This is a genomic window from Streptomyces sp. NBC_00557 (assembly GCF_036345995.1).
Taxonomy (GTDB): Bacteria; Actinomycetota; Actinomycetes; order Streptomycetales; family Streptomycetaceae; genus Streptomyces.
This window is the reverse complement of the sequence record NZ_CP107796.1, coordinates 2,821,458-2,838,822: the sequence shown is the minus strand read 5'-3', so window position 1 is coordinate 2,838,822 and position 17,365 is coordinate 2,821,458. Positions and strand designations below refer to the sequence as shown.

Here is a 17,365-nt window from a genome sequence, read left to right as displayed (position 1 = left end):
CGCTTCGCCGGTGGAACCGGTCATGTTCCGCCGACGCCTGCCAGCATGCCCTGTCCGGGCGCCCGGTGCCGAGAGTTATCCACAGGCTGGGGGTATTCGTCGTACAAGCTGACGGGTGAGGAAGGTGGCAGGGCGAAGGGGAGAGGGCGCGAGGCCGGGCGGCAGGGTGATGTGGTCGACGTGCCCGTGCGGAGCCCGGTGAGCGGACCCGGTAAACCGGATAAACCGGATGTCCGGATCAGTCGCAGGAATCATAGGAATCAAACGCATGGTGGGGGTTCGGCATCGAACCGTTCCGGAGCCGGGACTTCGGCCGTATCCAGCGGGTAACGTCGGGGCGTGCCCGCCGACCCACTGCACCGCGCCGGAATGCCACAGCGCAGCACGACGAGCCAGCCGCCCGGCGGCTCGGGGGCGAGCGCGATCGAGGTCCGCAGGAGTTCCCGGCGCCGCCGGACGGTCTCCGCGTACCGCGAGGGCGATCGCACCGTCGTGCTGATCCCCGCCCGGATGTCGAAGGCGGAGGAGCAGCGCTGGATCACCGTCATGCTCGACAAACTCGCCGCCCAGGAGAGCAGGCGGCTGCTCGGCGACGCCGAACTGGCCCAGCGGGCCGAGCGGCTGTCGGCGCAGTACTTCGACGGCCGGGCCCGGCCCGCCTCCGTGCGCTGGGTCACCAACCAGAACACGCGCTGGGGTTCGTGCACCCCGGCCGAGGGCAGCATCCGGCTCTCGCACCGGCTGCAGGGGATGCCCGAGTACGTCGTCGACTACGTCCTCTGCCATGAGCTGGCCCATCTGCTGGTCCCCGGTCACGGCCCGGACTTCTGGCGGCTGCTGGAGGCGTACCCGCGCACCGAGCGGGCCCGCGGCTACCTCGAAGGGGTCGTCGCGGCGGACCGGCTGCCGCACGTGCCAGGGGCGCGCCGGCAGTGAGCCGCCGGCAATCCATCCGTCTCCGGGCGCGGTTGTGTACCGGGTCTGTACCGGTTGCGTCCGATCCCGCACCGAGCCGTTAGCCTGACGCGACGCACTCACATTCGGGATGGGGGACGGTCGTTACGCATGGCCAGGGAATTCCAACGCGGCCACAAGGCCAGGATCAGTGACCTCACGGCGGGCACCGATCTGTACGTAGGCGTGCAGATCTCCGCCCCCGGGCTGACCTTCGACATCAGCTGCTTCGGTCTGGACGCCGACGAGCGCCTCTCGGACGACCGGTACTTCGTCTTCTTCAACCAGCCGAAGTCCCCGGAGGAGTCCATCCAGCTGCTCGGCGCCCAGGCGGGCGACACCGAGTCGTTCCGGGTCACGTTGGACCGGATCCCGCCGCACATCCACAAGCTGTCCTTCACGGCGACCATCGACGGCGCCGGGCAGATGTCGCAGATCGCCCCCGGCTATCTGCGTATCGTCGCGGGCGGTGAGGAGGTCGCGCGCTACTCGTTCAGCGGCGCGGAGTTCTCCACCGAGCGGGCCGTGATGCTCGGCGACATCTACCTGAAGGACGTGTGGCGGTTCGCGGCCGTCGGACAGGGCTTCGACGGCGGACTGGAGGCGCTGCTGAAGAACTTCGGCGGCGAGGTGCTGGAGGAGGAGGCGCCCGCCGCTCCGCAGCAGCCGCAGCCCGGCGCCGCCCCCGGCTTCGCCCCGCCCGCCCAGGCCACGACCCCGCCCCCGTTCGCCGCACCGGCGGCCCCCGCTCCTGCCCCGGCGGCCCCCGCTCCTGCGCCCGCGGCTGACGTGCCTGCCCCGGCCCCCGCGCCGCAGCCCGCCCCGCAGGGCTTCACGCCGCCCGGCCAGACCCCGCCGCCGGCGCCCGCACCGGCGCCCAACGTGCACGCCGCGCCGACGGTCATCGCCCCCATGACCCCGCCCGCCGGCGGCACCGTCCACCCGCCGGCCCCGGCCCCCGCGCCGTACAACCAGCCGCCCCAGCAGCCCTACGGCGTCCCCGGCCCGCAGCAGCCGTACGGCCAGCCGCCCCAGCAGCAGTCCTACGGCGGCCCGCCGACCGCGCCGATGCCGCCCGGCTACGGCCAGCAGCCGCCCGGTGGACAGCCGGCCGCGCCCATGCCCCCCGGCTACGGGCAGACGCCCGGCCCGCAGCCCGGCGCCTACGCGGTGCCCCAGGGCGCCCCGCAGGGCGGCGCCGGCATCACGGCCGCGCTGCAGATGTACAAGGAGACCCCGACCGGGCAGCGCTGGACGCAGCAGAACAAGAAGCTCATGCGCGTCGACCTCGGCGTCGGCGGGCAGCCGGTGCTGGCCCGGCAGGGCAGCATGGTGCTCTACCAGGGCAAGGTCGACTTCGGCTACAAGGGCGCGGGCTTCGCCGGGCGGATCGTCGGCAACGCCACCGGCCAGGAGATGCAGCTGATGCGCTGCACCGGCACCGGACAGGTGTTCCTCGCCGAGAACTCCACCCATCTGCACCCCGTGGAACTGCAGGGCGACGCGATCTGCGTGTCCGCGGAGAACGTCCTCGCCTTCGACGAGAGCCTCCAGTACGAGGTCCGCCGCATCGAGGGGCACGGCATCCCCGGCGGCGCGCTGTTCACCATGCAGTTCCAGGGCACCGGCACGATCGTCGTCAAGACGCACGGCACCCCCGTGGTGCTGCCCGTCACACCGACCACCTTCGCCGACTGCAACGCCGTCGTGGCCTGGTCGGCCGCCTCCCAGGTGATCGTCTCCAGCCAGGTCCGCATGCGCCGCAACGCCTACCCAGGAGACACCGGCGAGAGCGTCAACCTCCAGTTCCGGGGCGCGCCCGGCAACTTCATCGTCGTCCAGCCCTACGAGGTCTAGAGGGAGCCCGTCATGAACCAGCCGCTCGCGGGCTTCGCCCCCGCACCCGTCACCGCCCGCATGGAGAACCACGGCAGCCACATGCTGAAGGTCGCCATGCAGACCGGAAACGACCTCCTCGCGCGCGTGGGGTCGATGGTCGCCTACGAGGGCTTCGTGCAGTACGAGCCCAACCCGCCGGCCGTCCGCCAGATCGCCCGCGACTGGATCACCGGCGAGGGCGCGCCCCTGATGAAGTGCTCCGGCGACGGACTGCTCTACCTCGCCGACTACGGCGCCGACGTCGTCGTGATCAACCTGGGCGGCGACGGCATCTCCGTCAACGCCACCAACCTGCTCGCCTTCGACGCCCACCTCACCTGGGGCGTGGAGCGCGTGAAGGGGCTCGCCAAGTTCGCCGGGCAGGGCCTGTGGAACACGAGGATCTCCGGGCACGGCTGGGTCGCGCTGACCTCCCGGGGCACGCCGATCGTCGTCGACTGCGGCGGCGGCGAGGACGAGACGTACGTCGACCCGGACGCACTCGTCGCCTGGTCGCCCAACCTCAAGGTGAAGGGCAAGCGCAGCTTCAAGGCGCAGTCGCTGATCGGCCGGGGCAGCGGCGAGGCCTACCAGATGGCCTTTTCCGGCCAGGGCATCGTCGTCGTCCAGCCCAGCGAGGACAGCACCGACCGTCTCCGGATCCGGGGCTGAGGGGGAGTCAGAGAACCATGCAGAGCCCGCTTTTCGCGTACAACGACCTCCAGACGCAGGAGCGCTGGGCGTTGCAGAACGCGCAGCTGCTCCGGGTCACCCTGGAGGGCCACGACGACATCCTCGCCCGCAAGGGCACCATGGTCGCCTACCAGGGCCTGGTCGAGTTCGACGCCGAGTACCGCAGCAACAGCCAGGCACGCGCGCGTGCGTACACCGGCGAGGGCCTGGACCTGATGCGCTGTCACGGACAGGGCACGGTGTACCTGGCCAACCTGGCCCAGCACGTGCACATCATGGACGTCGAGCAGGACGGGCTGACCGTCGACAGCTCCTACGTCCTCGCCATGGACTCCTCGCTGCACCACGAGGTCGTCGCCGTCGACAGCCTCTACGGCATCTCGGGCTCGGGGAAGTACCAGCTGAACATCACCGGCCGCGGCAGGGTCGCCCTGATGACGTCGGGCGCGCCGCTGCTGATGCAGGTCACGCCGGACAAGTACGTCAACTGCGACGCGGACGCGATCGTCGCCTGGTCGACCGGGCTGCGCGTGCAGATGCAGGCCCAGACGCACTCCTCCGGGGTGTGGCGCCGGCGCGGCAACACCGGTGAGGGCTGGGAGCTGAGCTTCATGGGCTCCGGGTTCGCGCTGGTCCAGCCCAGCGAGCTGCTGCCGCCGCAGAACGCCGTGATCGGGCAGGGCCTCGCCGCCCAGTTCGGCATGGGGCAGCACGGGGCGCGCGGGCAGAACCAGGGCAACGTCTGGAGCTGAGCGTCCGGCGGGCGAACGCGAGGGGCGACCAGAAAGCAGGTCGCCCCTTGCACGTTCAGAGCCTGGCGCGGGCCGCTTCCAGCAGGCGTACGACCGACTCGTCGGCCACGCCGGGCACCTCGGCGTAGGCGAACCAGCGCAGGTCGAGAGATTCGTCGCTGATCGCCTGGACCGCTCCGGGCGGTGCCACGGCCGCGTACTGCACGTCGAAGTGCCAGTGGCACGGCGCCGGGATGGGGTGCCGGTCGAGCCGCACCGGGCCACCGGTCAGCAGGGTCAGCCCGGCGATGCCCGACTCCTCGGTGGCCTCGCGCAGGGCCGCCGCCTCGAGGGAGCGGTCCTCGGGCTCGCAGTGGCCGCCCATCTGCAGCCACATCTGCAACTTCTTGTGCAGGGTCAGCAGCACCCGGCCGCGCGAGGGGTCGATCACCAGAGCGCTCGCCGTGAGGTGCCCGGCCTCGCAGGCCTTCCACATGCCGTCCGGGTGCGCCTGCAGGTGGTCCAGGTAGGCCTGGCGCAGCTCTTCCTGGTCCCCGTACTCCTTCAGCACGAGGACCGCGTCGTCGTGGAGGCTCACTCGGCGTCGTCGTCCTCGGCCTCGCCGTCGTCCTTCTTGCGCAGGTCCGGCTTGCCCGGGTCGGGCGTGGCCTGGGAACCGCCCGCGGCCTCGCCGAGCATCTTGTCCAGCTCGGAGAAGTCCAGCTGCTCGCGGTGGACGAAGCCGTCCGGGTCGTCCAGGTCGGTGGCCGTCGGCAGCATGTCCGGGTGGGCCCACAGGCCGTCCCGGCCGTCGGCCCCGCGCGCGTCCGTGAGCGAGGCCCACAGGCGGGAGGCGTCGCGCAGCCGGCGCGGGCGCAGCTCCAGGCCGATCAGCGTGGCGAACGTCTGCTCGGCCGGGCCGCCCGTGGCCCGGCGGCGGCGCAGCGTCTCGCGCAGCGCGTCCGCGGACGCCAGGCGCGGCTTCGCGGCCGCGTGGACCACCGCGTCCACCCAGCCCTCGACGAGCGCCAGAGCGGTCTCCAGGCGGGCCAGGGCCGCCTTCTGCTCGGGCGTGTCCTCCGGCTGGAACATGCCCTGCTGCAGCGCGTCCTGCAGCTGCTCGGGGTTCTGCGGGTCGAACTGGCCGACCACGTCCTCCAGCTTGGCCGTGTCGACCTTGATCCCGCGCGCGTACCCGTCGACCGCGCCGAACAGGTGCGAGCGCAGCCACGGAACGTGCGCGAACAGACGCTGGTGGGCGGCCTCGCGCAGCGCCAGGTACAGCCGGACCTCCTCCTGCGGCACGCCGAGGTCCTTGCCGAACGCCTCCACGTTGGCCGGGAGCAGCGCCGCCTTGCCGGCCGGGCCGAGCGGCAGGCCGATGTCGGTGGACCCGACGACCTCGCCCGCGAGCACGCCGACGGCCTGCCCGATCTGCGTGCCGAACATGGCGCCGCCCATCGAGCGCATCATGCCGATCAGCGGGCCCGCCATGGCCTGCATCTCCTCCGGCAGGACGTCGCCCATGGCCGCGCCGACCCGCTCGGCGACCGGGTCGACCAGCTCCTGCCAGGCCGGCAGGGTCGCCTCGACCCACTCCGCGCGGGACCAGGCCACCGCCGCGCCCGCGCCCGACGGCAGGGACGTCGCGTCGTCCAGCCACAGGTCGGCCAGGCGCACGGCCTCCTCGACCGCCCTGCGGTCGGCCGGGCCCACGCTCGCGTCCTTCGAGCCGTCCTGGGCGCCCTGGGCGACCGTCTGGCGGGCGATCTGCTTGGCCATGTCCCAGTTCACCGGGCCGCCCTCGTAGGAGAGCATCTGGCCCAGCTGCTGGAACGCGGCGCCCAGATCCGTGGGATTCAGCGACCCGAACATCGCTGCGAGCGGATTGTCGGCGCCGGGGCCGCCAAAGCCTCCGGCTCCGGGCAGGCCGCCGAAGCCGAACGGGTTGGCCGGTCCCTGCCCACCGCCGCTCTGCTGGTCCTTCTTCTTGCCCTCGTCGCCGTCCTCCGGCTCCTCCGGCGGAAGGCCGAAACCGAATGGGGTGTCACTCACGGGAATCCTCGGCTGGTAAGGCCGCCGGTCTCTCTCCGGCGGCGCGGCTGCCCGACAACACCACCCAGCGTAGACACCCGGACCCGATCGGGCCTCGGTGCTTCGCCCACGGCAGGCCTGCGGCAGGATGGATGCACCTGGTACGTACGCGTCACTCGCGCTCGTACTGAAGACAACCGCTGGAGACGCCCGGTGAGTTCCCCAGATCGTCAGGTTCGCGCAGCGCGAAACACCTCGGCCCCGTCCGCGGCTCCCGCCGTGCGCGGGCCCGTCGTCGCGGTCACCGGAGCCGCCCGCGGCGTCGGCGCCCTGCTCACCGAGCGGCTCGCCGCCTCCGAGGAGATCAGGCAGGTCGTCGCCATCGACGAGCGGCGCGGCGACTGCGCCGCCGCCACCTGGCACATCCTCGACGTGCGCGACCCCGCCATCGCGGAGAAGCTGCGCGGCGCCGACGTGGTCGTCCACCTCGCGCTCGACCTCGATCTGGAGACCGACCCGGCCGCCCGGACCGCTTACAACGTCCGGGGGACGCAGACCGTCCTGACCGCGTCGGCCGCGGCCGGCGTGCACCGGGTCGTGCTGTGCACCTCGGCGATGGTCTACGGCGCGCTGCCGGACAACGAGCTGCCCCTGTCGGAGGACGCCGAGCTTCGCGCGACCGCCGAGGCCACCGGGGTGGGGGACCTGCTGGAGATCGAGCGGCTGGCCCGGCGCGCGCCACGCGCGCACCCGGGGCTGAACGTCACCGTCGTACGGCCCGCCGTGCTGGTCGGCGGCACCGACACCGCGCTGACCCGGTACTTCGAGTCGCCGCGCCTGCTGGTCGTCGCCGGGTCCCGGCCCGCGTGGCAGTTCTGCCACGTCGAGGACCTGTGCAGCGCCCTGGAGTACGCCGTCCTGGAGAAGGTCGACGGGGAACTCGCCGTCGGCTGCGACGGATGGCTGGAGCAGGAGGAGGTCGAGGAGCTGAGCGGGATCCGGCGGATGGAACTGCCGTCGGCGGTCGCGCTCGGCGCGGCGGCCCGGCTGCACCGGATCGGCCTCACCCCGTCCCCGGCGGGCGACCTGGCCTACACCATGTACCCGTGGGTGGTCAGCGGCAGCCGTCTGCACGACGCCGGGTGGCGGCCGAAGTGGACCAACGAGGAAGTGCTCGCGGAACTGCTGGAGGAGGTCTCCGGGCGGCACACGGTCGCCGGACGGCGCCTCGGGCGCAAGGACGCCACGGCCGCCGGCGCCGCCGGGGCGACGGTGGCCCTGCTGGGCGCCGCGGCCGTCGTACGGCGCGCCCGCAAGGCCCGGCGGCGGGCCTGAGGCCACCACACGGCCGCGCCCGAGGGGACGACCCGTCGCACGGACGTCTCGTAGGAGGCTCCGAATCCATGCACGCGCGTGCATGGTGAATCTCGTATTCCCCGCTGTCACAGGCGTGCGGCACGATGGGGGCATGGCACACACGAACGAGCACCCCGGTGAGCAGGCGGCCCAGGATCCCATCAAGCTGATCGCCGTCCGCGAGACCGCCCTCTCTGTGGACGAGGTGTTCCAGGCTGTCGGGGACGCCGCCGCCGGAGGCATCGCCCTGTTCGTGGGAACCGTGCGCAACCACGACGGGGGCGCGGACGTGGACGCGCTCGGCTACTCCTGCCACCCCAGCGCCGAGGCCGAGATGCGGCGCATCGCCGAGAAGGTGGCGGCCGAGTATCCGGTCCGCGCGCTGGCCGCCGTGCACCGGGTGGGGGACCTGCGGGTCGGGGACCTCGCCGTGGTCGTCGCCGTCGCCTGCCCGCACCGGGCCGAGGCGTTCGACGCCTGCCGCAAGCTGATCGACGACCTCAAGCACGAGGTGCCGATCTGGAAGCACCAGAGGTTCTCCGACGGTACGGAGGAATGGGTGGGGGCCTGCTGAGGATCGTCACGCTTCGTGATCGGAGCGCTCCGTGTACATCACTTGGAGCACACGGACGACCCCGTGTTGCGTAACCGGCCCCCTCGCGTGAGCGTTGTCGGTGCGGACGGTTAATCTGCTCATCAGTCAGTCGCGGACACTCACAGCGTCGGGAGGTCGGCATGGGGGCGCTTGTCTGGCTGCTGATCCCGCTCATCGCCGCGATCGGCGGCGGGCTGTGGGGCAGTTGGGCCAACAGGACTCGCAAGGTGCGCGGTGACGGTCCCGAGCTGGACGGTTATGCCCGGTTCCGCGAGGCCATGGAGCGGTCCCACACGGGTGCCGGCGGGGTGTGACGAGGGTCCCCTGACGGTGCGCTGACAGAGGCGTCCCGTACTGTCGTGACATGCCACGCCGCACCGCGACGATGCTCGCCTCCACCCTGATGCTGATCGCGCTCCTGTGCGCGGGAGTGCTCATCCCCGCGCCGTATTCGGAGATGTCCCCCGGCCCGACCGTGAACACGCTGGCGGACCACGACGGCGAGCCGGTGCTGCAGATCTCCGGGCACAAGACGTACCCGACCGACGGCAACCTGAACATGACCACCGTCCGGGTGACCAGCGCGGACTTCCGCATGAACCTGGTGGAGGCGGTCTACGGCTGGCTCGACCACGACACCAAGGTCGTGCCGCACGACACGCTCTACCCGGACGGCAAGACCGAGCAGCAGTCCACGCAGGAGAACGCCGAGGAGTTCAGTCAGTCCCAGGAGAGCGCCAAGGTCGCCGCCCTGAAGCAGCTGGGCATCCCGGTGAGGTCCTGGGTGATCGTCTCCACCGTCGTCAAGGGCACCCCGGCCGAGGGCAGGCTGCACGCCGGCGACGTGATCAAGGCCGTCGACGGCACGGCCGTCAAGCAGCCCACCGACGTCGCCAAGCTGGTCACCAGGCACAAGCCCGGACAGAAGGTCGTCTTCACCGTCGTCCCCGCCAAGGACCAGGCCGCCGCCGTGAAGGCGCACAAGACGGCGACCACGACCCGGGACGTCACCCTCACCACGAAGACGTCCGACGACACCGGGCCCAAGCGGGCCATCGTCGGGATCTCCGCCGGGACCGACCACACCTTCCCGTTCACCATCGACATCAAGCTCGCCGACGTCGGCGGCCCCAGCGCCGGCCTGATGTTCGCCCTCGGCATCTACGACAAGCTCACCCCGGGCAGCCTGACCGGCGGCAAGTTCGTCGCCGGCACCGGCACCATCGACGACAACGGCACCGTCGGCCCGATCGGCGGCGTCGAGATGAAGACCGTCGGCGCGCGCGACAAGGGCGCCCAGTACTTCCTGACGCCGGCCGACAACTGCGCGGCCGCCGCCAAGGACACCCCGAGCGGGCTCCGGCTGGTGAAGGTCAGGACGATCAAGGACGCGCTGGACGCGCTGAAGGACATCCGCACCGGGAACGCCGCGGCGCTGCCGCAGTGCACCACCAAGGGCTGACCGGCACGCACGCGTGGCACGGCGGGGACGGGAACGCCCCGCCGGCCGGCACCGGACACGGCTGGGGGCGCCCCGTGAACACGAGGGGCGCCCCCATCGCCGTACCCGCGTGAGGACTCAGTCCTCGAACGTCGCCGTCAGGGCCTCGGCCAGGCCGGGCACCAGGTCCGGGCCGGTCAGGACCTCCGTCGGGGAGTCCTTCTCGCGCAGCCGCAGCGCCGAGTCGCGGCTGCCGTCGCGCAGCACCGCGACCGTCATGCGCACCTCCTGGCGCTCGGGGTGCTCGGCCACCCACTTGGTCAGCTGGGCCTCGCTCAGATCCTGCGGGACCTGCGCCTCGGCGGACGGCGGCAGCATCAGCCGCTCCACACAGAGTGCGCAGCCGGTCACCGCGTCGGGCCAGGCGATGGTGCCGAGGAACTCGTCGAGCGGCTTGCCGGCCGGGATCTCGTCCTGCTCGATCGGGGTGAGACCGGCGGACGCGGACTCGTCCTCGAGACCCAGCTGGGCCGCGAGCGCGGGTTCCTGGGCCCGCAGCCGCGCGGTGTCGACAAGGGCGAAGAGGCGAGCGGGCTGGTCCCAGCCGAGGCCGGAGACGTACTCGTCGATCTCGAGTACGGCCCGGGTGAGCGGGCTCGCTGCCATGGGAGTGTTGGACATGGTCACAATCCTGCCTCGTTCAGGGCCGGAATCGGGAACCGAGCAAACCGTGAGTAAGTTGCATAGGTGTGGGTCCGCGATCACGGGGGGCCACGGGCGGCCCGCGACCAGTCGGGCCTGACGGATCGACAGCGACTTCGAGGTGCGCACCTTGGCTTTCCAGATGCCGGACCGCGGCGGAGGCCCGACGGGGCCACGGATCAGAGCGGGCCGCCCGTCCCGGGGGGTACGGACCCTGCTCATGACACTGGGCGTCCTGGCCGTCCTCGGCATGGCGTTCACCATGTTCGCGGGCTTCTGGACGGACTGGCTGTGGTACCGGTCGGTGCACTACTCGTCCGTGTTCACGACCACGCTGTGGACCAAGATCGGCCTCTTCTTCGTCTTCGGCCTGCTGATGGCTCTCGCCGTGGGGGTCAACATCTGGCTCGCGCACCGCCTGCGGCCCCCGCTCAGCGCCATGTCCATGGAGCAGCAGAGCCTCGACCGCTACCGGATGGGCATCGCGCCGTACAAGAAGTGGCTGCTGCTCGCCGTCACCGCGCTCGTCGGGCTGATCGCCGGCGCCTCCGCGGCCGGCCAGTGGCGGACCTGGCTGATGTGGGTCAACGGCGTGCCCTTCCACCAGAAGGACCCCCAGTTCCACCTCGACGTCTCCTTCTACGCCTTCGACCTGCCCTGGTACCGCTTCCTGCTCGGCTTCGGCTTCGCCGCCGCCATCCTGTGCCTGATCGCCGCCGCGCTCACGCACTATCTGTACGGCGGGCTGCGCGTCACCAGCCCCGGCGCGCGGGCCACCGCCGCCGCGACCGGGCATCTGTCGGTGCTGCTCGGCGTCTTCGTCGCCCTCAAGGCCGTCGCCTACTGGCTCGACCGGTACGGCCTGGCCGTGAAGTCCAGCGACTTCAAGGCGACCGGCCAGTGGACCGGCCTGCGCTACGTCGACGCCAACGCCTATCTGCCGGCGAAGACGATCCTGTTCTGCATCGCCGTCATCTGCGCGCTGCTGTTCTTCGCCACGCTGTGGCGGCGCACCTGGCAGCTGCCGGTGATCGGCTTCGGCCTGATGGTCCTCTCGGCGATCCTGATCGGCGGGCTGTACCCGGCCATCGTGCAGAAGTTCCAGGTCGAGCCCAACGAGCAGGCCAAGGAAGCGCCGTACGTCCAGAAGAACCTCACGGCGACCCGCGCGGCGTACGGCATCGACGACACCAAGGTCACCGAGTACGACGGCAAGTCCACGGCCACGGACAAGGCCAGGCTGCGAGCGGACGCGGACGACGCGGCCAGCATCCGCATCATGGACCCGAACATCGTCTCGCCGACGTTCCAGCAGGCGCAGCAGATGAAGAAGTACTACGCCTTCCCGACCAACCTGGACGTCGACCGGTACCCCGCGAAGGACGGCGGCGGCGCCGGGGAGCAGGACACGGTCATCGGGCTGCGCGAGCTGAACCTGGACGGTGTCCCGAGCAACAACTGGATCAACGACCACTTCCGCTACACGCACGGCTACGGCGTGGTCGCCGCCAAGGGCACCGAGGCGGACGACCAGGGCCAGCCGGTCTTCACCGAGTCCGGCCTGCCGTCCAAGGGCGGCCTCGGCACGTACGAGCAGGGCATCTACTACGGCGAGAAGACCACCACCTACTCGATCGTCGGCGGACCGCAGAAGGAGGTCGACTACTCGAGGGACGACGGCACCGAGAAGACCACCAGGTACACCGGCAGGAGCGGCGTCAACCTCGACAACCCGCTCAACCGGGCCGCGTACGCGGTGGCGTTCGACGAGCCGCAGATCCTCTACTCCGGCGCGATCGGCAAGGGTTCGCGGATCCTGTACAACCGCACGCCCAAGGAGCGCGTGGAGGCCGTCGCCCCCTGGCTGACCATCGACGGCGACGCGTATCCGGCGGTCGTGGACGGCCACATCCAGTGGATCGTCGACGCGTACACGACGTCGAACGGCTACCCGTACTCCTCCCGTACGACCCTGGGCGACACCACGGCCGACTCGCTGACCGCCGCCAACGACAACCGCGCGGTGGTGGCCCAGCAGAACCAGGTCAACTACATCCGCAACTCGGTGAAGGCGACCGTCGACGCGTACACCGGCGAGGTCAGGCTCTACCAGTGGGACACCCAGGACCCCGTCCTGAAGACCTGGATGAAGGCGTTCCCGGGCACGGTGCGGCCGAAGAGCGCCATCTCCAAGGACCTGCTGGCCCATCTGCGCTATCCGCAGGACCTGTTCAAGGTCCAGCGCGAGCTGCTCACCCGCTACCACGTCACGGACGCGCAGACGTTCCTCACCGGCAGCGAGGTCTGGCAGGTCCCCGACGACCCGACCAACGACTCGGGCAGCGCGGTGCCGCCGTACTACCTGAGCATGAAGATGCCGGACCAGAACGCGCAGGCGTTCTCGCTGACGACGACGTTCACGCCGAACGGACGGGACAACCTCAGCGCGTTCATGGCGGTCGACTCGGACCCGGGCACCAGCGACTACGGCAAGATCAGAATCCTGAAACTGCCGACCAGCACGACGGCCGACGGCCCCCGGCAGGTGCAGAGCCAGTTCAACTCCCGCCCGGACATCGCCGAGACGATCAGCCTGCTCACCCGCGGGCATTCCAAGGTCGAGTACGGCAATCTGCTGACCGTGCCGCTCGACGGCGGACTGCTGTACGCGGAACCGGTCTACGTCCTCGGCGGCAACAAGCTGAAGTACCCCCTGCTGGGCAAGGTGCTGGTCACCTACAACGGCAAGACGGCGTTCGAGGACACCCTCGACCAGGCGCTCAACAAGGTGTTCGGCGTGGCGGGTTCGACCACCTCGCCACCGGACACCGGCACCGCCAACCCGCCGTCGTCCCCCAGCCCGTCCGTCCGGCAGGCCCTGGCCGACGCCCAGAAGGCCTTCGACGCGGGCCAGCAGGCCCTGAAGGCTCCGAACGGCCCGGACTGGACCGCGTACGACAAGGCCCAGAAAGACCTGAAGGCCGCGCTGAAGCGGGCCGCGGACGCGGAGGCCAAGGCCGGCAGGAACGGGACCGGGAACAGGAGTTGATCAAGAGCCCCCCGCGCCGTGATACGGTTGACAGGCAACGGCGCGGGGTGGAGCAGCTCGGTAGCTCGCTGGGCTCATAACCCAGAGGTCGCAGGTTCAAATCCTGTCCCCGCTACTGCAGTCGAAGGCCCGGATCCATGGGATCCGGGCCTTCGTGGTGTGCGAACTCATGTGCTGGGGGGAGGGACGGCCGCGCCGCCGTGGGGAGTTGAGCGGTCTGTGTTTGACTTGTCGTCCTGTGGGCATGTCGACAAAACGCTGAAGTGACCTCACGGGCTGCGGTATACCGGGTGTACCAAGGTTGCAGGTGGTGCGACGATGGACGTTATGGGGGACAAGGCAACTCTGTTCGAGTCAGGGCGATTTGTGCAGCCTTCCGGCGAGGAGCCCACCCGCGAGGAGCTGAGCGAGATGGGGGACGCCGCGGAGGAGGTGCGCCTCGGGCTGGCCGCGCAGAGCGGCGACACCGAGGCGGCGAGCGTCCTCGGAGCCCTGCTGCTGCGCCGCGGCGACCTCGACGGAGCCGAACCCCATCTGCGCGCCGCCACCGCGGCCGGTGACCGGGCGGCCGCCAACAACCTGGGCGTCCTGCTGCACCAGCGCGGCTACCCCGAGGAGGCCGCCGGCTGGTGGCGCGTCGCCGCCGTCGCCGGTTCCGCGGCCGCCGCGCACGCACTCGGCCGCTACCACCGTGAGCGCGGGGACGAACCCGCCGCCGAGTACTGGCTGCGCCAGTCCGCCGAGCAGGGCCATGTCCTCGGTGCGTACGCGCTCGCCGACCTGCTGGAGCACCGCGGGGACGTCGGCGCCGAGCACTGGATGCGGGCCGCGGCCGAGCGCGGGCACCGCGAGGCCGCCTACCGGCTGGCCCGCGCACTCGACCGGCGGGCCGGACGCGAGGAAGGCTCCGCGGCCGACAACGCTGTCGCCGAGGCCGAGCAGTGGTACCGGCAGGCCGCCGCACGCGGCCACCGGCGGGCCGCGCTGCACCTCGGCGCGATCCTGGAGAAGCGCGGGGAGCTGAAGGAGGCCGGGCGCTGGTACCTGACCTCCGCCAAGGACGGCGAGCCCCGGGCCGCCTGCGCGCTGGGCTTCCTGCTGCGCGACGCCGGGGACACCGAGAGCGCGGCCGTGTGGTGGCTGCGCGCCGCCCAGGAGGGCGACGGCAACGCGGCCAACGCGCTCGGCGCGCTGCACGCCGAGCGCGGCGAGACCCAGACCGCCGAGCGCTGGTACCGGGCCGCGCTGGACGCGGGTGACGACAACGGCGCGTACAACCTCGGCCTGCTCTGCGCCGAGCAGGGGCGCACCGCGCAGGCCGAGCAGTGGTACCGGCGGGCCGCCTACGCCGGTCACCGGGAGGCCGCGAACGCGCTCGCCATCCTGCTCCTCCAGGGCGGCGACGCCACCGGCGCCGAGCCCTGGTTCTCCAAGGCGGCCGAGGCGGGGAGCGTCGACGCGGCGTTCAACCTGGGGATCCTCTACGCCGGGCGCGGCGAGGAGGCCACGGCGCTGCGCTGGTACGAACGGGCCGCGGCCGCCGGGCACACCGAGGCCGCGCTCCAGGTCGGGATCGCCCGGCTGCGCGAGGGCGAGGAGCAGGAGGCCGAGCGGCATCTGCGGTGCGCGGCGGGCGGAGGCAGCGCGGAGGCGGCGTACCGGCTGGCGGCGCTGCTGGACGCGCGGCGTCCGCCGGAGCCGGCGCACGAACTGGGCGAGATCGTGCACGAGAAGACCGAGTGCGAGGAGTGGTACGAGCGGGCGGCGACCCAGGGGCACCGGCGGGCCCAGGTGCGGGTCGGGATGCTCGCGGCGGCGCGGGGGGACGTGGTGGAGGCGGCGCGGTGGTACCGGGCGGCGGCGGAGGCCGGGTCGCGCAACGGCGCCTTCAACCTCGGGCTGCTGCTGGCACGGGAGGGCAGCGAGCCGGAGGCGGCGGTGTGGTGGACGCGGGCCGCGAACGCCGGGCACGGACGGGCGGCGCTGCGGCTGGCCCTCGTCTACGCGCGTCGGGGAGAGCTGGCGGAGGGACAGCGCTGGGCCGACCGCGCGGTCGAGCTGGGTCCTGCCGAGGTCGCGGAGCGGGCGGGGCGGCTCCGGGACGCGCTGCGGGAGGAGCTGTCGGCCTGAACACGTGAGCCCTGCCACGTCACCGGTATCTGATTTGCCTCCGCCGACCCCTCTCACGTAATGTCGTGTTCACCGACGCGGGGTGGAGCAGCTCGGTAGCTCGCTGGGCTCATAACCCAGAGGTCGCAGGTTCAAATCCTGTCCCCGCTACTGAAGGCCGAGGGCCGGAATCCAGAGATGGGTTCCGGCCCTCGGCGTGTTCGCATGTCCGCGCCTTGTGCGGCCCGGCGCCTTAAGTGAGCTTTAAACAAGTCTTAAACCTCTTTCGGGCTCACTCTGTTACCCGAGGTAAGTACAGGTCGGACGGTATTCGGGGATGTCGCGTTCCGCTTGGCAGAGGTCGCGGTCCTGCGTATCGTCTGGCTTCGCCGACGGCCGTCCGCCGCAGTCAGAGAGCGCTCTCAGAACGTGTCTGCCCGCGCACTCCGCGCAGCGCCCGGCGCCGGCCGCGCACATCCCCCACGACGACGACAAGGTGAATCCACTCCATGGCCGCTCATCGCGCACGCAGATGGTCGTTAGGAGGGCTGGCGGTCCTGCTGTCCGCCGCCCTCGGCTGCGCCATCCTCATCAACACCTCCGACTCGGCGACCAACCGCGCGAACGCCGCCACCACCATGACGTGGTCCGACGACTTCGACGGAGCCGCGGGCAGCGCGCCCAGTTCGTCGAAGTGGACCCTGGAGACGGGCGGCGGCGGCAACGGCAACCACGAGTTGCAGTACTACACGAACAGCACGGACAACGCCGCCCTCGACGGCAACGGCCACCTGGTCATCACCGCCCGCAAGAACACGGACCCCGGCCTGCAGTGCTGGTACGGCACCTGCCAGTACACCTCGGCACGGCTGAACACGGCGCGCGCCTTCACGCAGAAGTACGGCCACTTCGAGTCCCGCATCAAGATCCCGCGGGGCCAGGGCGTGTGGCCGGCGTTCTGGATGCTCGGTGACGACCTCGGCAGCGCGGGCTGGCCCAACAGCGGCGAGATCGACGTCATGGAGAACGTCGGCAAGGAGCCCGGCACCGTCCACGGCACGATCCACGGCCCGGGCTACTCCGGCTCGGGCGGCCTCGGCGCCGCGTACACCCTCCCGAACGGCAAGGCCTTCGCCGACGACTTCCACGTCTTCGCCGTCGACTGGAGCCCGTCCGCGATCACCTGGTCCGTGGACGGCCAGGCGTACGAGACCCGCACCCCCGCCGACGTCGGCGGCAACAAGTGGGTCTTCGACCACCCGTTCTTCATCATCCTGAACTTCGCGGTCGGCGGTGACTGGCCCGGCAGCCCGGACTCCGGCACCTCCTTCCCGCAGACGATGACCGTCGACTACGTCCACGTCACCGCCTCGGACTCCGGCACCGGCACCGGTTCCGGCGGCACCACCCGCGTCGGCGCCATCAAGGGAATCGGCGGCATGTGCGTGGACGTCGCAGGGGCCAACGCCGCCGACGGCACCCCGGTCCAGCTGCACAACTGCACCGGCAACGACGCCCAGAAGTGGACCCTGGGCAGCGACGGCACCGTGCGCGCCCTGGGCAAGTGCCTGGACGTCCAAGGCGGTTCGCACGACGACGGCACGCCCGTCCAGCTCTACACCTGCAACGGCACCGAGGCCCAGCAGTGGACCTACACCGCCGCCGGCGACCTGACCAACCGCGGCGCCGACAAGTGCCTCGACGCCAAGGACGGTTCCTCCGCCGACGGAACCCGGCTGCAGATCTGGACCTGTTCGGGCAATCCCAACCAGAAGTGGTCCTTCGGCTGAGCCTCCCCCGCCGAAGCCCCACCCCCCACATGT

At 71.4% G+C, this 17,365-nt stretch carries 14 protein-coding genes and 2 tRNA genes; 13 read left to right on the top strand and 3 right to left on the bottom strand.

All coding sequences use genetic code 11. The features are described 5' to 3' along the window. The first annotated feature begins 339 nt into the window (after positions 1-339). The 4 genes from OG956_RS11785 to OG956_RS11770 all read left to right on the top strand — a co-directional run bounded on the left by OG956_RS11785 (position 340) and on the right by OG956_RS11770 (position 4,277). Positions 340-936: a M48 metallopeptidase family protein gene (locus OG956_RS11785; protein ID WP_330337911.1), complete on the top strand. Its 597-nt coding sequence runs from the start codon at positions 340-342 to the stop codon at positions 934-936. A 129-nt stretch (positions 937-1,065) separates the two neighbouring features. After that, positions 1,066-2,811, top strand: a complete 1,746-nt coding sequence (locus OG956_RS11780; protein WP_330337910.1) for a TerD family protein — start codon at positions 1,066-1,068, stop codon at positions 2,809-2,811. 12 nt (positions 2,812-2,823) lie between these two features. Further along, a complete protein-coding gene (locus OG956_RS11775) occupies positions 2,824-3,504 on the top strand; it encodes an AIM24 family protein (protein ID WP_330337909.1) in 681 nt (226 codons plus the stop codon). Between the two features lie 17 nt (positions 3,505-3,521). After that, a complete protein-coding gene (locus tag OG956_RS11770) occupies positions 3,522-4,277 on the top strand; it encodes an AIM24 family protein (RefSeq protein WP_330337908.1) in 756 nt (251 codons plus the stop codon). Between the two features lie 55 nt (positions 4,278-4,332). Here OG956_RS11770 and OG956_RS11765 read toward each other — a convergent pair whose 3' ends face one another. Both OG956_RS11765 and OG956_RS11760 read right to left on the bottom strand, forming a co-directional pair. After that, complete coding sequence (locus OG956_RS11765) at positions 4,333-4,854, bottom strand: NUDIX hydrolase (RefSeq protein ID WP_330337907.1); 522 nt, start codon at positions 4,852-4,854, stop codon at positions 4,333-4,335. Next, a complete protein-coding gene (locus OG956_RS11760) occupies positions 4,851-6,311 on the bottom strand; it encodes a zinc-dependent metalloprotease (protein WP_330337906.1) in 1,461 nt (486 codons plus the stop codon). The genes OG956_RS11765 and OG956_RS11760 overlap by 4 nt, the downstream gene beginning before the upstream one ends. 192 nt (positions 6,312-6,503) lie before the next feature. Between OG956_RS11760 and OG956_RS11755 the strand changes: the two genes are divergently transcribed. The 4 genes from OG956_RS11755 (at position 6,504) to OG956_RS11740 (ending at position 9,703) form a co-directional block, all read left to right on the top strand. After that, entirely contained in the window at positions 6,504-7,625 is a 1,122-nt protein-coding gene (locus tag OG956_RS11755; protein ID WP_330337905.1) for an SDR family oxidoreductase, read from the top strand. Positions 7,626-7,758: 133 nt separating this feature from the next. Further along, positions 7,759-8,220 (top strand): molybdenum cofactor biosynthesis protein MoaE, encoded by a 462-nt coding sequence (locus tag OG956_RS11750; protein ID WP_330337904.1) that lies wholly within the window; start codon positions 7,759-7,761, stop codon positions 8,218-8,220. A 161-nt stretch (positions 8,221-8,381) separates the two neighbouring features. Further along, positions 8,382-8,555, top strand: coding sequence for a hypothetical protein (locus OG956_RS11745; RefSeq protein ID WP_330337903.1), 174 nt, complete (start codon positions 8,382-8,384; stop codon positions 8,553-8,555). A 50-nt stretch (positions 8,556-8,605) separates the two neighbouring features. Beyond that, positions 8,606-9,703, top strand: a complete 1,098-nt coding sequence (locus OG956_RS11740; RefSeq protein ID WP_330337902.1) for a YlbL family protein — start codon at positions 8,606-8,608, stop codon at positions 9,701-9,703. A 117-nt stretch (positions 9,704-9,820) separates the two neighbouring features. Here OG956_RS11740 and OG956_RS11735 read toward each other — a convergent pair whose 3' ends face one another. Continuing rightward, the gene (locus OG956_RS11735) at positions 9,821-10,363 is read right to left on the bottom strand and encodes a PPA1309 family protein (protein WP_330337901.1); all 543 of its coding nucleotides are present in this window, start codon (positions 10,361-10,363) and stop codon (positions 9,821-9,823) included. Between the two features lie 163 nt (positions 10,364-10,526). Between OG956_RS11735 and OG956_RS11730 the strand changes: the two genes are divergently transcribed. The 5 genes from OG956_RS11730 (at position 10,527) to OG956_RS11710 (ending at position 17,332) form a co-directional block, all read left to right on the top strand. Beyond that, on the top strand, positions 10,527-13,433 hold the full coding sequence (locus OG956_RS11730; RefSeq protein WP_330342810.1) for a UPF0182 family membrane protein: 2,907 nt from the start codon (positions 10,527-10,529) through the stop codon (positions 13,431-13,433). 41 nt (positions 13,434-13,474) lie between these two features. Continuing rightward, a tRNA-Met gene (locus OG956_RS11725) sits at positions 13,475-13,548 on the top strand. Positions 13,549-13,751: 203 nt separating this feature from the next. After that, complete coding sequence (locus OG956_RS11720) at positions 13,752-15,563, top strand: tetratricopeptide repeat protein (protein ID WP_330337900.1); 1,812 nt, start codon at positions 13,752-13,754, stop codon at positions 15,561-15,563. 76 nt (positions 15,564-15,639) lie between these two features. After that, positions 15,640-15,713 (top strand) — tRNA-Met (locus OG956_RS11715). A gap of 338 nt (positions 15,714-16,051) precedes the next feature. Beyond that, on the top strand, positions 16,052-17,332 hold the full coding sequence (locus OG956_RS11710) for a ricin-type beta-trefoil lectin domain protein (RefSeq protein WP_330337899.1): 1,281 nt from the start codon (positions 16,052-16,054) through the stop codon (positions 17,330-17,332). Positions 17,333-17,365: the final 33 nt, after the last annotated feature.

What these genes read in the sequence shown, in the direction of transcription:
- OG956_RS11750 (WP_330337904.1), top strand. Translation starts at nt 7,759, where the DNA reads ATGGCACACACGAACGAGCACCCCGGTGAGCAGGCGGCCCAGGATCCC.
- OG956_RS11745 (WP_330337903.1), top strand. Translation starts at nt 8,382, where the DNA reads ATGGGGGCGCTTGTCTGGCTGCTGATCCCGCTCATCGCCGCGATCGGC.
- OG956_RS11710 (WP_330337899.1), top strand. Translation starts at nt 16,052, where the DNA reads ATGGCCGCTCATCGCGCACGCAGATGGTCGTTAGGAGGGCTGGCGGTC.
- OG956_RS11735 (WP_330337901.1), bottom strand. Translation starts at nt 10,363, where the DNA reads ATGTCCAACACTCCCATGGCAGCGAGCCCGCTCACCCGGGCCGTACTC.
- OG956_RS11775 (WP_330337909.1), top strand. Translation starts at nt 2,824, where the DNA reads ATGAACCAGCCGCTCGCGGGCTTCGCCCCCGCACCCGTCACCGCCCGC.
- OG956_RS11730 (WP_330342810.1), top strand. Translation starts at nt 10,527, where the DNA reads ATGCCGGACCGCGGCGGAGGCCCGACGGGGCCACGGATCAGAGCGGGC.
- OG956_RS11740 (WP_330337902.1), top strand. Translation starts at nt 8,606, where the DNA reads ATGCCACGCCGCACCGCGACGATGCTCGCCTCCACCCTGATGCTGATC.
- OG956_RS11720 (WP_330337900.1), top strand. Translation starts at nt 13,752, where the DNA reads ATGGACGTTATGGGGGACAAGGCAACTCTGTTCGAGTCAGGGCGATTT.
- OG956_RS11770 (WP_330337908.1), top strand. Translation starts at nt 3,522, where the DNA reads ATGCAGAGCCCGCTTTTCGCGTACAACGACCTCCAGACGCAGGAGCGC.
- OG956_RS11780 (WP_330337910.1), top strand. Translation starts at nt 1,066, where the DNA reads ATGGCCAGGGAATTCCAACGCGGCCACAAGGCCAGGATCAGTGACCTC.